This window comes from Actinophytocola sp. (assembly GCF_049647105.1).
Classification (GTDB): domain Bacteria; phylum Actinomycetota; class Actinomycetes; order Mycobacteriales; family Pseudonocardiaceae; genus Actinophytocola.
In genome coordinates, this window is record NZ_JBARWZ010000298.1 from 12,275 (window position 1) to 28,082 (window position 15,808).

Annotated in this window: 12 protein-coding genes; 6 read left to right on the top strand and 6 right to left on the bottom strand. The window is 69.9% G+C overall.

Features of this window, described 5'->3' with window-relative positions; translation table 11 throughout:
* Nucleotides 1-178: 178 nt before the first annotated feature.
* On the top strand, nt 179-3,070 hold the full coding sequence (gene secA, locus WBA97_RS36505; protein WP_424235588.1) for a preprotein translocase subunit SecA: 2,892 nt from the start codon (nt 179-181) through the stop codon (nt 3,068-3,070).
* A gap of 60 nt (nt 3,071-3,130) precedes the next feature.
* Here secA and WBA97_RS36510 read toward each other — a convergent pair whose 3' ends face one another.
* Entirely contained in the window at nt 3,131-3,637 is a 507-nt protein-coding gene (locus tag WBA97_RS36510; RefSeq protein WP_424235589.1) for a DUF6912 family protein, read from the bottom strand.
* 101 nt (nt 3,638-3,738) lie between these two features.
* Here WBA97_RS36510 and WBA97_RS36515 point away from each other — a divergent pair, with 101 nt between their 5' ends.
* Nucleotides 3,739-4,458, top strand: coding sequence for a TrmH family RNA methyltransferase (locus WBA97_RS36515; RefSeq protein WP_424235590.1), 720 nt, complete (start codon nt 3,739-3,741; stop codon nt 4,456-4,458).
* Between the two features lie 60 nt (nt 4,459-4,518).
* Nucleotides 4,519-5,022 (top strand): Rv3235 family protein, encoded by a 504-nt coding sequence (locus tag WBA97_RS36520; protein ID WP_424235591.1) that lies wholly within the window; start codon nt 4,519-4,521, stop codon nt 5,020-5,022.
* A gap of 19 nt (nt 5,023-5,041) precedes the next feature.
* On the opposite strand, the gene WBA97_RS36525 is transcribed toward WBA97_RS36520, so the two are convergent.
* Nucleotides 5,042-6,043 carry a medium chain dehydrogenase/reductase family protein gene (locus WBA97_RS36525; protein ID WP_424235592.1) on the bottom strand — a complete coding sequence of 334 codons (1,002 nt, stop codon included), beginning with the start codon at nt 6,041-6,043 and terminating at the stop codon, nt 5,042-5,044.
* A gap of 159 nt (nt 6,044-6,202) precedes the next feature.
* Between WBA97_RS36525 and pruA the strand changes: the two genes are divergently transcribed.
* Nucleotides 6,203-7,831: an L-glutamate gamma-semialdehyde dehydrogenase gene (gene pruA, locus WBA97_RS36530; RefSeq protein WP_424235593.1), complete on the top strand. Its 1,629-nt coding sequence runs from the start codon at nt 6,203-6,205 to the stop codon at nt 7,829-7,831.
* Here pruA and WBA97_RS36535 read toward each other — a convergent pair whose 3' ends face one another.
* On the bottom strand, nt 7,832-8,791 hold the full coding sequence (locus WBA97_RS36535; protein ID WP_424235594.1) for an LCP family protein: 960 nt from the start codon (nt 8,789-8,791) through the stop codon (nt 7,832-7,834). It lies immediately after the preceding gene.
* Nucleotides 8,788-9,288, bottom strand: coding sequence for a SigE family RNA polymerase sigma factor (locus WBA97_RS36540; protein ID WP_424235614.1), 501 nt, complete (start codon nt 9,286-9,288; stop codon nt 8,788-8,790). Before WBA97_RS36540 ends, WBA97_RS36535 begins: the two co-directional genes overlap by 4 nt.
* Before the next feature lie 356 nt (nt 9,289-9,644).
* Here WBA97_RS36540 and WBA97_RS36545 point away from each other — a divergent pair, with 356 nt between their 5' ends.
* Both WBA97_RS36545 and WBA97_RS36550 read left to right on the top strand, forming a co-directional pair.
* Nucleotides 9,645-12,872, top strand: a complete 3,228-nt coding sequence (locus WBA97_RS36545; RefSeq protein WP_424235595.1) for a S8 family serine peptidase — start codon at nt 9,645-9,647, stop codon at nt 12,870-12,872.
* 5 nt (nt 12,873-12,877) lie between these two features.
* On the top strand, nt 12,878-13,717 hold the full coding sequence (locus tag WBA97_RS36550) for an alpha/beta fold hydrolase (protein ID WP_424235596.1): 840 nt from the start codon (nt 12,878-12,880) through the stop codon (nt 13,715-13,717).
* Nucleotides 13,718-13,780: 63 nt separating this feature from the next.
* On the opposite strand, the gene WBA97_RS36555 is transcribed toward WBA97_RS36550, so the two are convergent.
* Complete coding sequence (locus tag WBA97_RS36555; protein ID WP_424235597.1) at nt 13,781-14,617, bottom strand: hypothetical protein; 837 nt, start codon at nt 14,615-14,617, stop codon at nt 13,781-13,783.
* A gap of 162 nt (nt 14,618-14,779) precedes the next feature.
* A complete protein-coding gene (gene rsgA, locus WBA97_RS36560) occupies nt 14,780-15,805 on the bottom strand; it encodes a ribosome small subunit-dependent GTPase A (RefSeq protein ID WP_424235598.1) in 1,026 nt (341 codons plus the stop codon).
* Between the last annotated feature and the right edge of the window lie 3 nt (nt 15,806-15,808).

Here is a 15,808-nt window from a genome sequence, read left to right on the forward strand (position 1 = left end):
GTGTGTGGGCGAGAAGCCTGCCGAGGAGGCCCCGGCGGGGCCTGAGAAGGGTCGAGAGCGAAGACCGACGAACCGGTCTAGCCAGCACGGTTCGGGGACGGCCTACGATAGGGGGAGGGTGAGGCCGCTCTCTCCCTGACATAGGCGCGCAACAATCCAGCTAGCGAGGTTGAACCTGATGGTGCTGTCCCGGATTCTTCGAGCGGGCGAGGGCAAGACGCTCAAGCATCTGAAGCGGATCGTCGACGAGGTCAACGGCCTGGAGGACACGGTCATCGACCTGTCCGACGTGCAGCTGCGCGCCAAGACCGACGAGTTCCGCAAGCGCTACGAGGAGAGCCGCGACACGGACCTGCCTGCAGGCGAGACCGACGAGGACGCGCTGGGTGACCTGCTGCCGGAGGCGTTCGCGGTCATCAGGGAGGCCGCGAAGCGGGTCCTGGGCCAGCGGCACTTCGACGTGCAGATCATGGGCGGCGCCGCACTCCACCTCGGCAAGGTGTCCGAGATGCGCACCGGTGAGGGCAAGACCCTGACGGCGGTGCTGCCCGCCTACCTGAACGCGATCTCCGGCAACGGCGTCCACGTCGTCACGGTCAACGACTACCTGGCGAAACGTGACGCCGAGTGGATGGGCCGGGTGCACCGCTTCCTCGGCCTCGAGGTCGGCGCGATCCTGTCGGAGATGACCCCGCAGCAGCGCCGCGAGGCCTATCGGGCAGACGTCACCTACGGCACGAACAACGAGTTCGGCTTCGACTACCTGCGCGACAACATGGCGTGGAGCCTGGACGACATGGTCCAGCGCGGCCACAACTTCGCCATCGTCGACGAGGTCGACTCCATCCTGATCGACGAGGCGCGGACGCCGCTGATCATCTCCGGTCCCACCGACCAGAACTCCCGGTGGTACACGGAGTTCGCGCGCATGGCGCCGAACATGAAGAAGGACGTCCACTACGAGGTCGACGAGCGCAAGCGCACCGTCGGCGTCACCGAGCCGGGCGTCGCCTACATCGAGGACCAGCTGGGCATCGAGAACCTGTACGAGGCGGCCAACACGCCGCTCGTCGGCTACCTCAACAACGCGCTCAAGGCGAAGGAGCTGTTCAAGCTCGACAAGGACTACATCGTCCGCAACGGCGAGGTCCTGATCGTCGACGAGTTCACCGGCCGCATCCTGGCGGGCCGCCGCTACAACGAGGGCATGCACCAGGCCATCGAGGCCAAGGAGAAGGTCGAGATCAAGGCCGAGAACCAGACTCTCGCCACGATCACCCTCCAGAACTACTTCCGGCTCTACGCCAAGCTGTCCGGCATGACCGGTACGGCCGAGACCGAGGCCGCCGAGTTCCAGGGCACCTACAAGCTCGGCGTCGTGCCCATCCCGACGAACCGGCCCATGGTCCGCCTCGACCGCTCCGACCTCATCTACAAGACGGAGGAGGCGAAGTTCGAGGCGGTCGCCGACGACATCGCCGAGCGGCACGAGAACGGCCAGCCGGTCCTGGTCGGCACCACCTCGGTGGAGCGGTCGGAGTACCTGTCGAAGCTGCTGGTCAAGCGCCGGATCCCGCACAACGTGCTGAACGCGAAGCACCACGAGAAGGAGTCGGCGATCGTCGCCGAGGCCGGCCACCGGGGCGCGGTCACGGTCGCGACGAACATGGCCGGTCGTGGTACCGACATCGTGCTCGGCGGCAACCCGGACCACGTGGCCGAGAACCGGCTGCGTGCACGCGGCCTTGACCCGATCGAGACGCCGGAGGACTGGATCGCGGCGCTTCCCTCGGAGCTCGAGAAGGCCAAGGAGGACGTCAAGGCCGAGGCCGAGGAGGTCCGCGAGGCAGGCGGCCTGTACGTGCTGGGCACCGAGCGGCACGAGTCGCGGCGCATCGACAACCAGCTGCGTGGCCGCTCCGGCCGTCAGGGCGACCCGGGTGAGTCGCGGTTCTACCTGTCGCTGGGCGACGAGCTGATGCGGCGGTTCAACGCGGCGTTCGTCGAGCGCGTCATGGTGACCATGCGGGTGCCGGACGACCAGCCGATCGAGGCGAAGATGGTCACCAGGGCCATCAGGAGCGCGCAGACGCAGGTCGAGCAGCAGAACTTCGAGATCCGCAAGGACGTCCTCAAGTACGACGAGGTCATGAACCGGCAGCGCAAGGTCATCTACGGCGAGCGCAGCCGCGTCCTCCGGGGCGAGGACCTCCACGACCAGGTCGAGAACATGATCGTCGACGTGGTCACCGACTACGTGCGGGCCGAGACCGGCGGCGGCTACTCGGAGGACTGGGACCACGAGAAGCTGTGGACGGCGCTGAAGACGCTGTACCCGATCACGCTGAAGTGGGACGACCTCGTCGACGAGGCGGAGGACGACGGCAAGGACCTCACCTCGGAGTACCTCGAGGAGATCATCGTCGCCGACGCGAAGCGCGCCTACCGCCACCGCGAGGCGGAGATCGACGCCAAGGCGGGCCCGGAGGCCATGCGGCGGCTGGAGCGGCAGGTCATGCTGTCGGTGCTGGACCGCAAGTGGCGCGAGCACCTGTACGAGATGGACTACCTCAAGCAGGGCATCGGCCTGCGGGCCATGGCGCAGCGCGACCCGCTGATCGAGTACCAGCGTGAGGGCTTCGACATGTTCGCGACGATGCTCGAGGCGCTGAAGGAAGAGTGCGTCGGCTTCCTGTTCAACCTGCAGGTCGAGCAGCCGGAGCCGGAGCCATCCGACGCCGCGTCGCTGCCGTCGGCCGCTGACCGGGTGGCGCGGGCACAGCGTGCGGCGCAGGCCGCCCAGGCAGCGCAAGCCGCGCAGGCGGCCCAGGCCGCGGCGGCGGAGGAGAAGATTCCGCCCGCGCTTCGCGGGAAGGGGCTCGGGGCGCCTGGCGGTCAGCAGAAGCTGACCTACAGCGGTCCCGCCGAGGGTGGCGGCGTCGAGTCGCGGAACAACCGCAACGGGCGCGACGACGACGATGACGCCGCCGGTGGCAGCGGGACGCGTCGTGAGCGTCGTGCGGCCGAGCGTGCCGCGCAGAAGAAGGGCAAGAAGGGCCCTCGCCGGTAGATCTTTCGCAAAGCGCCCTCATCGCCGGGACCGGCGATGAGGGCGCTTTGGCGTGGGCTACTACAGCAGTTCCAGCAGGAACGGGAGTTCCTCCGGGGAGTACCAAGCCAGCTCGTGGTCCTCCGCCTCCCCGAGCGCGAACTCCGCGTCGCCGTCGCCGAGGTCGGCCTGGTCCACCACCGCCGCCGCGGCTCGGACGGGGGTTTCCGCGTCCGAGGTGTCCAGGTGGACCGCCGCCACCTGTTTGAGTTGCACCGGGCCCGCAAGGCGCACGACCGCGTAGTCCAGGTCCGGGCGGAGGGTGGCGCCGTCGACGTCCGCGGAGACCACGGCTCGTCTCGGCAGCACCAGTTCCGGATCCTCTTCGAGCTCCGCCGCCAGCAGGCGGAGCGACGCGCGAGACGCTTCCAGCATGGCCGCGTACTCCAGCTCCTCCGACGACCCCGATGCGTAGGACTCGCGCAGCATCGGTGTCAACGCGAACGCCGTGCCGCTCACCGCGGACAGCTCACCCGCGGCGTTCAGCGATCGCAGCATCAACACCGTGGCCGGTATGTAGACCCTCACCGTGCTCCCGTTCCCTCTACGGCGGGCAAGGCCTAGATCCTGACACACCGGTGACATGCGATGCTCTCGCCGTGGACGGCCAATCACCCAAAGACCGGTTCGTGACCGTGTTCGGGCGCAAGCCCGTGCTGGAGGCGCTCGCCGACCGGGGGCTCGACGTGGACAAGGTCATCCTCGCCGACAACGCCCGTGGCGCCGCCGCCAAGGAGATCATCGACGCCGCGGGCGTGCGGTCCGTGCGGGTCGAGCGGGCCAGCGCGCATCGCGTGAAGGTGCTGGCGGGCAACGGGAAGCAGGACCAGGGTGTGCTCGCCGACGTGGTCGCGCCACGCATGCGCCGCCTCGGTGACGGGCTTGCCGCGCGGCCGGCGACGGTGCTCGTGCTCGACGGGATCACCACGCCGGCGAACGTCGGGATGATCCTGCGGACGGCCACCGCCGCGGGTGTCGAAGGGATCGTCGTGCCCCGGCGTGGCGTGGCGAGCATCGACCCGCTGGTCGTGAAGGCCTCCGCCGGTGTCGCGTTCCACGCGCCGATGCTGCGCTGCTACACGGCCGAGGAGGCGTGCGCGGCGCTCCGCGACGCCGGTTACCCGCTGTACGCGCTGGACGGCGCCGCCCGTCAGTCGCTGTTCGGCGCCACGCTGCCGCGGCGGGCCGCCTATGTGCTCGGCGGGGAGACCGCGGGGGTCAGTCCTGAGGTCCGCAAGCACGTCACGGGCCTGGTCTCGATCCCGATGGCGGGTGGTGTGGAGTCGCTGAACGTCGCCAGCGCGGCCGCCGTGCTGTGCTTCGAGCTGGTGCGTCGGCACGGTAAGTGACCGGATCACCCCTTGGGGTGGTTCCTGTCCGAAATGGACGGTCCGGTCTCTCAGTAGGGCATGACCGTTCCCGCTCTTCCCTACGGCGAGCCAGGCCGTCCGCGGTTCCGGCGGCTGCCGGACTACGAGCCGGACTACGAGCCGGGCGATGAGGACGGGCCACCCGCGCGGTGGTCGAGCCTGCGTCCCGCGACCGGCCCGCAGCTGCGCCTGGTGCCACCCATGGCCGGGGCGGATGGGCCGCCGGTGTCCTCCGCCGCGCTGGCCCAGGTGCTGCGGCGGGTGCTGGAGGTGCTGGACGGCAGGCGCCCGGTCGGTCAGCTGCGGTCGCTGCTGCCGGACGTGGCGTTCGAGGCGCTGCTGACCAGGTTGCGGACGGCGTCGCCCGGGAGCAGGCACGCACTGCGGAAGCTGCGCACGTGCTACCCGACCACGACGACGGCGGAGGTGAGCGCGGTGATCGGGCTGTGTGGCCCGTCGGGGCAGGAGCGGGTGGTGGCGGCCGCGGCGCGGTTCGAGAGATACGACGACCGGTGGCTGTGCACGGTGCTGAGGTTCGTGTGACCGATGACCAGCGGACGCCTCACGCCACCAGCACGATCTTGCCCGTCGCCTTTCCCGCGATCAGGAGACGCAGGCCTTCGGCGGCCTCGGTCATCGGCAGCCGCTTGTCGATCGGCGGGACCAGCCAGCCCTCGGCCACCAGCCGGTACACCTCGGCCAGTGCGTGGTTGAACGCCGGCCCCGCCTTCACGTAGTAGAACGACGCCCGCCTGCCCCGCGCCTTGCCGAGCGGCTTCGCGAGCCACCACGACGCGAACCGCCGCATGGTCCGCAGGTACGGCACCAGCCAGTGGTTGTTGTCGTGCAACGTGGTGGCGCTGCCGTAGTTCACCAGGATCCCGCCGTCGGCCAGCAGGTCGTAGGACACCTGGAGGCTGTCGCCGCCGAGGTGGTCGAACACCGCGTCCACCCCACCCGGCGCCAGCTCCAGGACCCGCGTCGCCACGTCCTCGGTCCGGTAGTCGATCGGCGTCGCGCCCAGCGCGCGCACCGCCTCGTGTTTCGCCGACGACGCCGTGCCAAGCACCGTCGCGCCCGCCGCCACCGCGAGCTGCACCAGCAGCGTGCCGACCCCACCCGACGCGCCGTGCACCAGCACCGTCTGGCCTGGCCGCACCTCGGCGGTCTGGTGCACCATCTGCCACGCCGTCACCCCGTTCATCGTCGCCGCCGCGGCCACGCCCGTGTCCAGGCCGTCCGGTACCGGCACCACCCGGCCGGCCTTCACGACGACGTGCGTGCGCCACGCGCCGGTCACCATCAGCGCCGCCACCCGGTCGCCGACGGCCACCCCGGACACGTCCGGCCCCAGCGACGTGACCTCGCCGACCAGGTCGTAGCCCGGCACGAACGGGTACTTCGGCTGCATCGGGTAGCGGTGGCTCAGCATCTGCACCTCCGCGAAGCTCACGCCGCTCGCGAGCACCCGCACCCGGACCTCGCCGCGACCAGGCTCGGGGGCGTCGGTGTCGGCGATCCGCAACTTCTCCGGACCACCCCGGTCGGTCAGCACGATCTCCATGTCCAGCTCCTCTGTTAGAACATCTAACACAAATTAGAGCTTGTTAGAGCCGACCTGTCAAGTGGACGGCGCGCGGCCTGTCGACGGCGTGACACTATGGCTGTACATCCGCCGAGAACGGTCACAAGCCGTCCGACATCCGAGGAGGCGAGCCAACACATGGACGCCGTTTCGTCCGTGCCCGAGCCGGTCAACGAGCCGGCGCGCGGCTACGCGCCGGGCAGTGCCGAGCGCGAGTCGTTGCAGCGCAGGATCGCCGAGCTGGAGGGTGAGCGGCACGAGCTCACCATGACCATCGGCGGGGAGCGGCGGATGGCGGGTGGCGACCCCATCGACGTCGTTCAGCCACACGACCACCAGCACGTGCTCGGGGTGTCCGCGCAGGCCACCGCCAAGGACGTCGCGGATGCCGTCGCCGCGGCGAAGCAGGCCGCCCCGGCCTGGCGCGAGCTGCCGTTCGACGAGCGGGCCGCGGTCCTGCTGCGGGCAGCCGACCTGCTGGCCGGCCCGTGGCGCGACACCCTGAACGGCGCGACGGTCCTCGGCCAGTCCAAGTCCGCGCAGCAGGCCGAGATCGACGCCGCCTGCGAGCTGATCGACTTCTGGCGGTTCAACGTCTCCTACGCGCGCCGCGTGCTCGAGGAGCAGCCCCAGTCCAGCCCCGGTGTGTGGAACCGGTTCGACCACCGGCCGCTCGACGGGTTCGTCACCGCGATCACCCCGTTCAACTTCACCGCCATCGCGGGCAACCTGCCCACCGCGCCCGCGTTGATGGGCAACACGGTCGTGTGGAAGCCGTCACCCACCCAGCAGCTCGCCGCGCACCACACGATGCGCCTGCTCGAGGCCGCGGGCCTGCCGCCCGGCGTGATCAACATGGTGACCGGCGACGGCGCCGAGGTCAGCGAGGTCGCGATGACCGACCCGGACTTCGCCGGCCTGCACTTCACCGGCTCCACCAAGACGTTCCGGCACCTGTGGCGCCTGATGGGCGAGCAGCTGGACACCTACCGCTCGTACCCGAGGATCGTCGGCGAGACCGGCGGCAAGGACTTCGTCGTCGCGCACCGCTCCGCCGACCCGGCCGCGGTCGCGATCGGCCTCGTGCGCGGTGCTTTCGAGTACCAGGGCCAGAAGTGCTCGGCCGCGTCCCGCGCGTACATCTCGCGTTCGCTGTGGGAGGGCGGGGTGCGTGAGCGGCTCGTCGACGTGACCAGGACGCTGTCCTACGGTGACGTCACCGACTTCAGCCACTTCGGCGGTGCGGTCATCGACGCGCGTGCGTTCGCCAAGCACAAGGGCGTGCTGCTGATGGCGTCGGCGACCTCGACGCTGGAGGTCCTGACCGGCGGCACCGCGGACGACTCGGTGGGCTACTTCGTCCAGCCAACGGTCCTGCTCGGCTCGGACCCGACGAACGACGTGTTCACCACCGAGTGGTTCGGCCCGATCCTCGCGGTGCACGTGTTCGACGACAACGACTACGGAAAGATCCTGGAGCTGGTCGACTCGTCAACGCCGTACGCGCTGACCGGTGCGGTGTTCGCCACCGACCGCGCCGCCGTCGAGGAGGCGCACCGCACGCTGCGGTTCGCGGCAGGCAACTTCTACGTCAACGACAAGCCGACCGGCGCCGTCGTCGGCCAGCAGCCGTTCGGCGGCAGCCGAGGCTCCGGCACCAACGACAAGGCTGGCTCGATCTACAACCTGCAGCGGTGGGTGAGCCCGCGCTCGATCAAGGAGACGTTCGTCCCCGCGACCGAGCACGGCTACCCCCACATGGGCTAGCTAGTTCACACAGGGCACGCCGTCCGAGGGCGGCGTGCCCGCCAGCCCGGCCACGAACTCCCGCACCTGCGCCGGGTCGGCCTCGAGCGCGAGCCCCTGCGGGGTCTCGATGTCGGTCGGCCCGGTCGGGATGGTGCCGACGTGCAGCGAGGTCGCCCCCGCGAGGGCCTGCACGAACCCGAGCAGGTCGAACCCCTCGTCGGTTTCGACGGCGTTGTGCACCGCGTCGAGCAGGGTGCCCAGGTCGGCGTCCGGCAGCTTCGTCGCCAGGCCCCGCAGGAACGCCTGCTGCCGCACCACCCGGTCCAGGTCGCCGTTCGGCAGCCCGTGCCGCTGGCGCACGAACGCGAGCGCCTCCGAACCGCTGATGACCTGCTCACCCTGCGGGAAGGCGGCCCCGGCGTACTCGTCCTCGGTCGCGGCCAGGAGGCAGACCGGTACGCCGCCGACCGCGTCCGCGACCGCGGCGAGCGCCGACATGTCGACGATCGCGAGGTGGTCGATACGCACGCCGGTCAGGCTGGTCACGGCCTCGACCAGCGGACGCTTGCCGTCCGTCACGTAGATCTGGTTCAGCTTGGACTGCCCGGTCCACGTGTCCCTCGGGAGCGAGACCAGGCTGACGCCGCCGTCGGCGTGGGTCTGGGTGAGCACGACCGTGTCGGTGTTGCCACGCGTGTCGACCCCGACCACCAGCACGCTCGTCGGCGGCGCCGCCTGCTGCCCGTTCTGCTGGTCGGCGACCGGTGCGGTCGGGGTGCTGCGGCGGAACACCTCGGGCACCACGAACGCGGCGACCGCGACGACGACCGCCACCACGGCCGCGGTGGCGAGCACGAGCCCGTACCTGCGCCGCGGCTCACCGCGCAGGGCGTCGAGGACACCGCGGCCGTCGGCGGCGCGGGCGGCCTGGTCGGCGAACGCGTCCCGGATGAGCTGTTCTGTGCGGTCGTTGTTCATGAGTAGGCCTCGCTCACGTGGTTCTGGTGGGCGGCGCGCAGGGTCGACAGGGCGCGGGAGATGTGGCTGCGGACCGTGCCTGCCGAGCAGCCGAGCAGCTCGGCGATCTCGGCGTCGGTGCGGTCCTCGTAGTAGCGGAGCATGAGGGCGGCGCGCTGCTTGCGGGGCAGGATGGCGATCCGCTTGCGCATGGCGTCGCGTTCCGCGTAGCTCGTCGCCGGATCGGCCGTGGGTGTCCCGAGCGCGTCCAGCATGCTGTGCGAGACCGCGCGTGCCGCTCTGCGCCGCCGCCAGGAGAAGTACTCGTTGATGATCATCCGGCGGACGTAGGAGTCCCGCCCCTGCAACTGGCCGATGTGCGACCACTTTCGTTGTGCCCGCAGGAGCACCTCCTGGACCACGTCCTGCGCGAGATGGGGATCGCAGGTCAGCGCGGTCGCGAACCGCAGGAGGCGGTCGAGCCGGTCGACCACGTACTGGTCGAAGCTTTCCAGCACCACGACTCCGTTCTGTTCGTTGACGGTCGCCGGTCAGAACGTCGCGGGGTGGCCGGTTTGTTGAGTCCGTTCGCCGATTCGGCGGATCCGTGAACGTGGCCGAGGCAACCGGGCAAGAGTAAGACGGCGTACTGATCACTAGTGCCCCGTCAAGGCGAAGAGGGCACGTTTCTCCTCGGCCCAGGCGGCCGCTGGCGGCGTTGCGGGAAAGCCCAAGTACAACCCGGTACGAGCGGCTCTCCCGCGCCTTGCCAGCGACCACCTGGATCCGCGGACAAACGACCCACTTCACCTTGACGGGGCACTAGCTGAAGCGGCAACCGGTGAGGTGTTGCCGTGTTCAACCTGGAGGGCTGATGATCCACAAACGGGCTCGGGTGGGCCTGCTCGCCGCGGCGATGGCCGCGAGCGTGGCGGTACCCACGTTGGGGGCGGCCCATGCCGTCGCGGCACCCGGCACGGCGCCGGGTGGGCCGACGGTCACGTTGCTGACCGGGGACACGGTCACCGTCGGCGGGACGCACGGGGCGCGGGTGCGTGCCGCCGAGGGGCGCGAGCACATCTCGTTCTACACGCGCAAGGACACCCGAGGCGACACGCATGTCATCCCGGAGGACGCGGTCGCCCTGCTCTCGCAGGGAAAGCTCGACCCCCGGCTGTTCGATGTGACCGAGCTGGTCCGCGCGGGGTACGACGACGAGTCGCGGGCGACGTTGCCGTTGATCGTGGACTTCGCGGGTGCGACGCCGAGGGCGGCGGGTGCGCGGGTGAGCCGTGAGCTGCCCGCGATGAGTGCGGCCGCGGTGTCCGCCGACCGGTCCGCCGAGTTCTGGCCGACCGCCCGGCGGGCCGACAAGGTGTGGCTGGACGGTCCGGTGAAGGCGAGCCTCGACTACTCGGTGCCGCAGATCGGCGCACCGGACGCCTGGGCCGCTGGCCACACCGGTGAGGGCGCGACCGTCGCGGTTCTCGACACCGGTATCGACGTCAGCCACCCAGACCTGTCGGACGCGGTGGCGCAAGCTGAGAACTTCACCGACAGCGACTCCGAGGACGACCGGTTCGGGCACGGCACGCACGTCGCCTCGATCATCACCGGCAGCGGTGCCGCCGACGGCGGCAGGTACCGGGGCGTCGCGCCGGATGCCAAGCTGCTCAACGGGAAGGTGCTCAACGACAACGGCGGCGGCATGGAGTCGTGGATCATCGCCGGGATGGAGTGGGCCGCCACCGGTGGCGCCGACGTCGTCAACATGAGCCTCGGTGGCGGGTTCCCCAGCGACGGCTCCGACCCGATGTCGCAGGCGGTCAACCGGATCACCGCCGAGACCGGCACGTTGTTCGTGATCTCCGCCGGCAACTCCGGGCCGGGCGACGAGTCGGTCAGCAGTCCTGGCGCGGCCGACGCGGCACTGACCGTCGGTGCCGTGGACCGGAACGACCAAATCGCCGAGTTCTCCAGCCGTGGCCCGCGCTGGGAGGACGGGGCGATCAAGCCCGACATCACCGCGCCGGGCGTGGACATCGTCGCCGCCAAGGCGAAGAACAGCATCATCGGTGACCCGGTCGGCGACAACTACCTGTCGCTGTCCGGCACGTCCATGGCCGCGCCGCACGTCGCCGGTGCCGCCGCGATCGTCGCCGCGCAGCACCCGGACTGGGCCGCGGACCAGCTCAAGTCGACGCTCATGGGCAGTGCGAAGCCGAACGACGAGCTGACCGTGTTCGAGCAGGGTGCCGGCCGGGTCGACGTCGCGGCCGCCACCACGGCCACCGTGTTCGCCTCACCCGCGAGCCTGAACAACGGCGTCGCGCAGTGGCCGCACGACGACGACCAGCCGATCGCGAAGACCCTGACCTACACCAACACCGGCACCGAGCCGGTCACGCTGGACCTCGCCGCCGACATCACCGGGCCGGACGGATCGCCCGCCCCGCAAGGGATGTTCACGATCGGGTCGCCCCAGCTGACCGTGCCGGCTGGCGGGCAGGCGAGCACGACCGTCACCACCGACACGAAGGTCGGCACCGAGGACGGCATCTACAGCGGCGTGATCACCGCGACCGGTGGTGACCGCGCGGTGCGCACGCCGGTGGCCGTTAACCGCGAGGTCGAGAGCTACGACGTCACGGTCAACTTCGTCGACCACGACGGTGCGCCGACCGACCTGTACTTCTACCGGTTCGTGGACGTCAACAACCCCAAGGCATATCTGCCCTTCGACCCGTCCGGCACGGTCGTCGTGCGCCTGCCGAAGGGTGAGTTCTACTTCGAGGCGACGATCCAGAAGGAGGTCGGCGAGTACGACTACCTCAACGCCGAGTTCGCCGAGCCCGCGTTCGTCGTCACCGGCGACGCCGAGCTGACCGTCGACGCGCGCGAGGCCAAGCCGGTCGGGTTCACCACCGACAGGCCGAACGCCAAGGCGGGCAACGCCTTGTTCCAGTTCGCGCTCGAGACCGCGTGGGGTGACACGGGTACGACTGCGTTCCTCCCCAGCTTCGACGACTTCACCATCAAACCGGCCACCACCACGAAGAAGGACAGGTTCTCCTTCACCGCCGAGGAACGGAAGGCGGAGAAGAAGGGCGAGGTCTTCGAAGGCTCGTACCTGTACAACCTGCGGCACACCGAGAACGGCACCGTGCCCGCGAACCTGTCGTGGCGCGTCAAGGACCGCCAGCTCGCGAAGGTCACCGGCAAGTACGCGGCGGCCACGCCGGGCACGATCGGGATGCGGGAACAGTTCCTGCCGATCTCGCTGCCCTCGACGCTCACCGAGTACTACACGCCGGACGTGCCGTGGGACGCGACGTTCTTCGAGACGGCCGATCCCGAGGTCTGGCCGCCCATGTCGATCGTTTACCAGATCGAGCAGAAGACCTACCGGAAGGGCAGCACCACCACCGAGAACTGGAACCTCGGCGTGTTCGGGCCCGGGTTCCCGCTGAGCCCGTACGCGGGCGACTTCGCGGGCAGGCTCGGCGACGACACCCGCTTCGACCTGCCGCTGGGCACCGGCCAGGGCCGGGGGCGCGCCGGTTACGCGCCCGGCGAGGGCAGCACCACGCTCCTGCGGGACGGTGAGGTGATCGCCGAGGAGCCCTACCCCGGTGGCCTGCAGGCCTTCCTCGCGCCGGAGCGGGCGGAGTACACGCTGCGCACGACCACCACGCGGCCCGCGCCCGCACGCCTGTCCACGCAGGTCAGTGCGGAGTGGACGTTCGCGTCCGAGCACAACGGCGGGGTGGACCCGGTCTTCCTGCCGCTGCTCGCGGTGCGGTTCGCCCCGGACCTGGACGACCACAACGCTGCACCGGCCGGGAAGCGGTTCACGATCCCGGTTTCCGTGCAGCGCAACGGTTCGAGCGAGCCGGGCCGGGTCGGCACGCCGGTCGTCGAGGTGTCATACGACGATGGCAAGACGTGGCAGGCTGCCAAGGTCACCCGTGACCACGGTGCGTGGAAGGCGAAGGTCGACCACCCGGCGGGCGCCGAGTTCGTTTCGCTGCGGTCGGCGGTGTCCGACCGGGACGGCAACGCGCAGACCCAGACCGTGATCAGGGCATACGCGTTGAGGTAAGACGGATGGCAACGCCGCCCGCCATACTGGAAGGGATCGGACCCGACCACGAGGGGGCGGCGTTGCCCACCATCGATGTCAACGGCACGAAGCTCGGCTACGACGACACCGGCGGACCCGGCCCGGCCGTCGTGCTGAGCCACTCGTTGTTCTTCGACCGCACCATGTTCGCCGAGCAGGTGGCCGAGTTCGGGCGCCGCTACCGCGTCGTCAGCTACGACCACCGGGGGCAGGGCGGCAGCGCCAGGTCACCGTTCGTCGACATGGACACCCTGGCTGGGGACGCGGCGGCGCTGATCACCGCGCTCGACCTGGGGCCCGCGCACGTCGTCGGCAACTCGATGGGCGGGTTCGTCGCGTTGCGCCTCGCCGCGCGACAGCCGGAGCTGGTCCGGTCCGCTGTCGTACTGTCCACCTCCGCCGACGAGGAGGGCCGGGTCGAGAACTTCCAGGCACTGCTGGAGTTCGCGCGCACCGCGGGGATCCCGGAGGCCACCGATGCCTTGCTGTACACCATGTTCGGCGACACCACCCTCGCCGACCGGGTGGCGCTGCTGGAACGGTGGCGGCGGCACTTCGCCGCGCTGGACGAGTCGATCCTCATCGCCGCCGAGGCCGTGATGCACCGCAAGGCCGTTCTCGGGGAGCTGGTCGGCTGCACGGTGCCGCTGCTCGTGCTGTCCGGCGCCGAGGACCACGCCTACTCGCCGGAACTGTCGCAGCGAATCGCCGACACCGCCGCGAACGCCCAGCACGTCACGATCCGAGGGGCAGGGCACTCGCTCGCCGTCGAGCAGCCGGTGGTGGTCAACGACCTCATCGCCGACCACTTCGCCGCCACGTAGCACCCAGCGCGATTGAGAACGCCCCCGCCGGATTCGGCGGGGGCGTTCCGGGTGTCGGTTGTGTCAGCCGATCGGCATCTTGGCGATCTCACCGGCGGGCGGTGCGGTGATGTCCACCGGCTTGCCCCAGTCGGTGTAGTCGACCTGCATCTTCACCGGCTCGGTCTTGCCGGTCGCCGGGTTCGGCGTTGGCGTGTCCATGGTGACGCGCGCGGGCAGGTCGTTCTCGTCGATCCACACCTCGACCGGGAAGTCCGTCATGCCGGACTTGATGGCCTGGTCCATGGCGGCCTTCAACGCCGGGTCTTCCTGGTTCGCCGCCATCTTCTTGACGTCGACGGCGATCGTGTAGTGCGTGGTCGGCTTGCCGTTGAGCTCTTCTTCCTTGGTGTCGGTGATCTCACCGGCCTTCTCGAACTGCTCGAGCGTCGCACGCGGGTCCGCGTTCTTGCTCACCTGCTCGGTGATGCCGCCGAGCGCCTTCGAGATCGGGTTGTCGTCGTTGGTGTCGATCTTCAGCCACGGCTTGCCCGGCTCCAGCTCCTGCGGGAGCTTGAGGTAGAAGACGTCGTCCAGCAACACCATCGACATGCTGCCTTCCGGCGTGGTCACGTCCATCGACATGGCCGCGGTGTCGGCGCCCATCTTCATGTCGCCCTCACCGGACAGCTGCTGTCCCCCGGCACCCGCGGTGATCTTCATGTGCGCGGTGTCCGTCTTGGAGGTCTGCTCACCGATGGACTTGGCCAGGTCGGCGAGGCTCGCCGCCGCGACAGAGCCGCCCCCGTTGCTGTCCCCACCCGAGTTCGACGCCGAACCCTCGGATCCGCCGTTGCCCCCGCACGCGCCAAGCGTCAATGCCAACGCGAACGCGGACAGGGCGATGCCTGCCTTTCGCATACCAGATCTCTCCCTTGATCAATGTGCGGACAGGGTAGCCAGGATGGACCTGTCCTATACGCCGAGTGCGCAAGCAATTTCCCCTGCCTCGACCACTGAGACGGGCTTGCGCCGGTTCGGTTCCATTCGCGCCGTGTCGTGCTCGCCACCCGCGAGCCGGCCCTAGTCGGCGTACTCCTCCAGCCTGGCGCGGGAGGCGAGCAGCCTGCGCAGCGACTCGAGCCTGCCGGGCCGGGCCCGGCCTTCCTCGGTGATCCCGTCGAGCATGCAGTCCGGGTCCTCGGGCGGGCCGAGGTGGCCGCAGTGCGCTGGGCATTCCTCGACGGGCTCGACGAACTCGGGGAACGCGGCCACGATGTCGCCCGGTTCGATGTGTGCGAGGCCGAACGAGCGGATGCCCGGTGTGTCCACGACCCAGCCCCCGTCCGGCAGTGGCAGCGCGACCGCCGTGGTCGAGGTGTGTCTGCCCTTGCCGACCGAGCTCACGGCGCTCACCGCGCGGAACGCGTCCGGCACCAGCTTGTTGACCAGGGTCGACTTGCCGACACCGGAGTGGCCCACGAGTGCGGAAACCTGGTCGGTCAGCCGTTCGCGCACCTCGTCCGGTTCCTGGTCGCTGCGGGTGACCAGGAACGGCAGCTCGAGGTCGGCGTAGGCCTCGATGATCTTCTCGGGGCTCGCGAGGTCCGACTTCGTAAGGCACACCACGGGTTTCAGGCCGCCCGCGAAGGCCGCGACGAGGCAGCGGTCGATGAAACCGGTGCGGGGCGGGGGATCGGCGAGCGAACAGACGATCAGCAGCTGCTGCGCGTTCGCGACGACCACCCGCTCGAACGGGTCGTTGTCGTCGGCGGTGCGGCGCAGGACGCTGCTGCGGTCGGACACCCGCACGACCCGCGCGAGGGTGTCGGGACGGCCGGACGTGTCACCCACGATGTCGACGAGATCGCCGACCACGATCGGGGTACGGCCCAGCTCACGGGCACGCATCGCGATGATCTGCTGGTCCGGTTTGGCGTCCAGCGCGCACGTCCACCGGCCGCGGTCCACCCCGACCACCATCGCGGCGCGTGCGTCGGCGTGCTCCGGCCTGCGTTTGCTGCGCGGCCGGGTGCCCTTGCCTGGACGTACGCGGACGTCCGTCTCGTCAAGGCGATCCCAGTCCGACTTGTGACCGCGCCTGCTCATGCG

Excerpts from the sequence above, each read along its gene's own strand:
- secA (WP_424235588.1), top strand. The coding sequence starts at position 179 with ATGGTGCTGTCCCGGATTCTTCGAGCGGGCGAGGGCAAGACGCTCAAG.
- WBA97_RS36520 (WP_424235591.1), top strand. The coding sequence starts at position 4,519 with ATGACCGTTCCCGCTCTTCCCTACGGCGAGCCAGGCCGTCCGCGGTTC.
- WBA97_RS36525 (WP_424235592.1), bottom strand. The coding sequence starts at position 6,043 with ATGGAGATCGTGCTGACCGACCGGGGTGGTCCGGAGAAGTTGCGGATC.
- pruA (WP_424235593.1), top strand. The coding sequence starts at position 6,203 with ATGGACGCCGTTTCGTCCGTGCCCGAGCCGGTCAACGAGCCGGCGCGC.
- WBA97_RS36535 (WP_424235594.1), bottom strand. The coding sequence starts at position 8,791 with ATGAACAACGACCGCACAGAACAGCTCATCCGGGACGCGTTCGCCGAC.
- WBA97_RS36545 (WP_424235595.1), top strand. The coding sequence starts at position 9,645 with ATGATCCACAAACGGGCTCGGGTGGGCCTGCTCGCCGCGGCGATGGCC.
- WBA97_RS36550 (WP_424235596.1), top strand. The coding sequence starts at position 12,878 with ATGGCAACGCCGCCCGCCATACTGGAAGGGATCGGACCCGACCACGAG.
- WBA97_RS36555 (WP_424235597.1), bottom strand. The coding sequence starts at position 14,617 with ATGCGAAAGGCAGGCATCGCCCTGTCCGCGTTCGCGTTGGCATTGACG.
- rsgA (WP_424235598.1), bottom strand. The coding sequence starts at position 15,805 with ATGAGCAGGCGCGGTCACAAGTCGGACTGGGATCGCCTTGACGAGACG.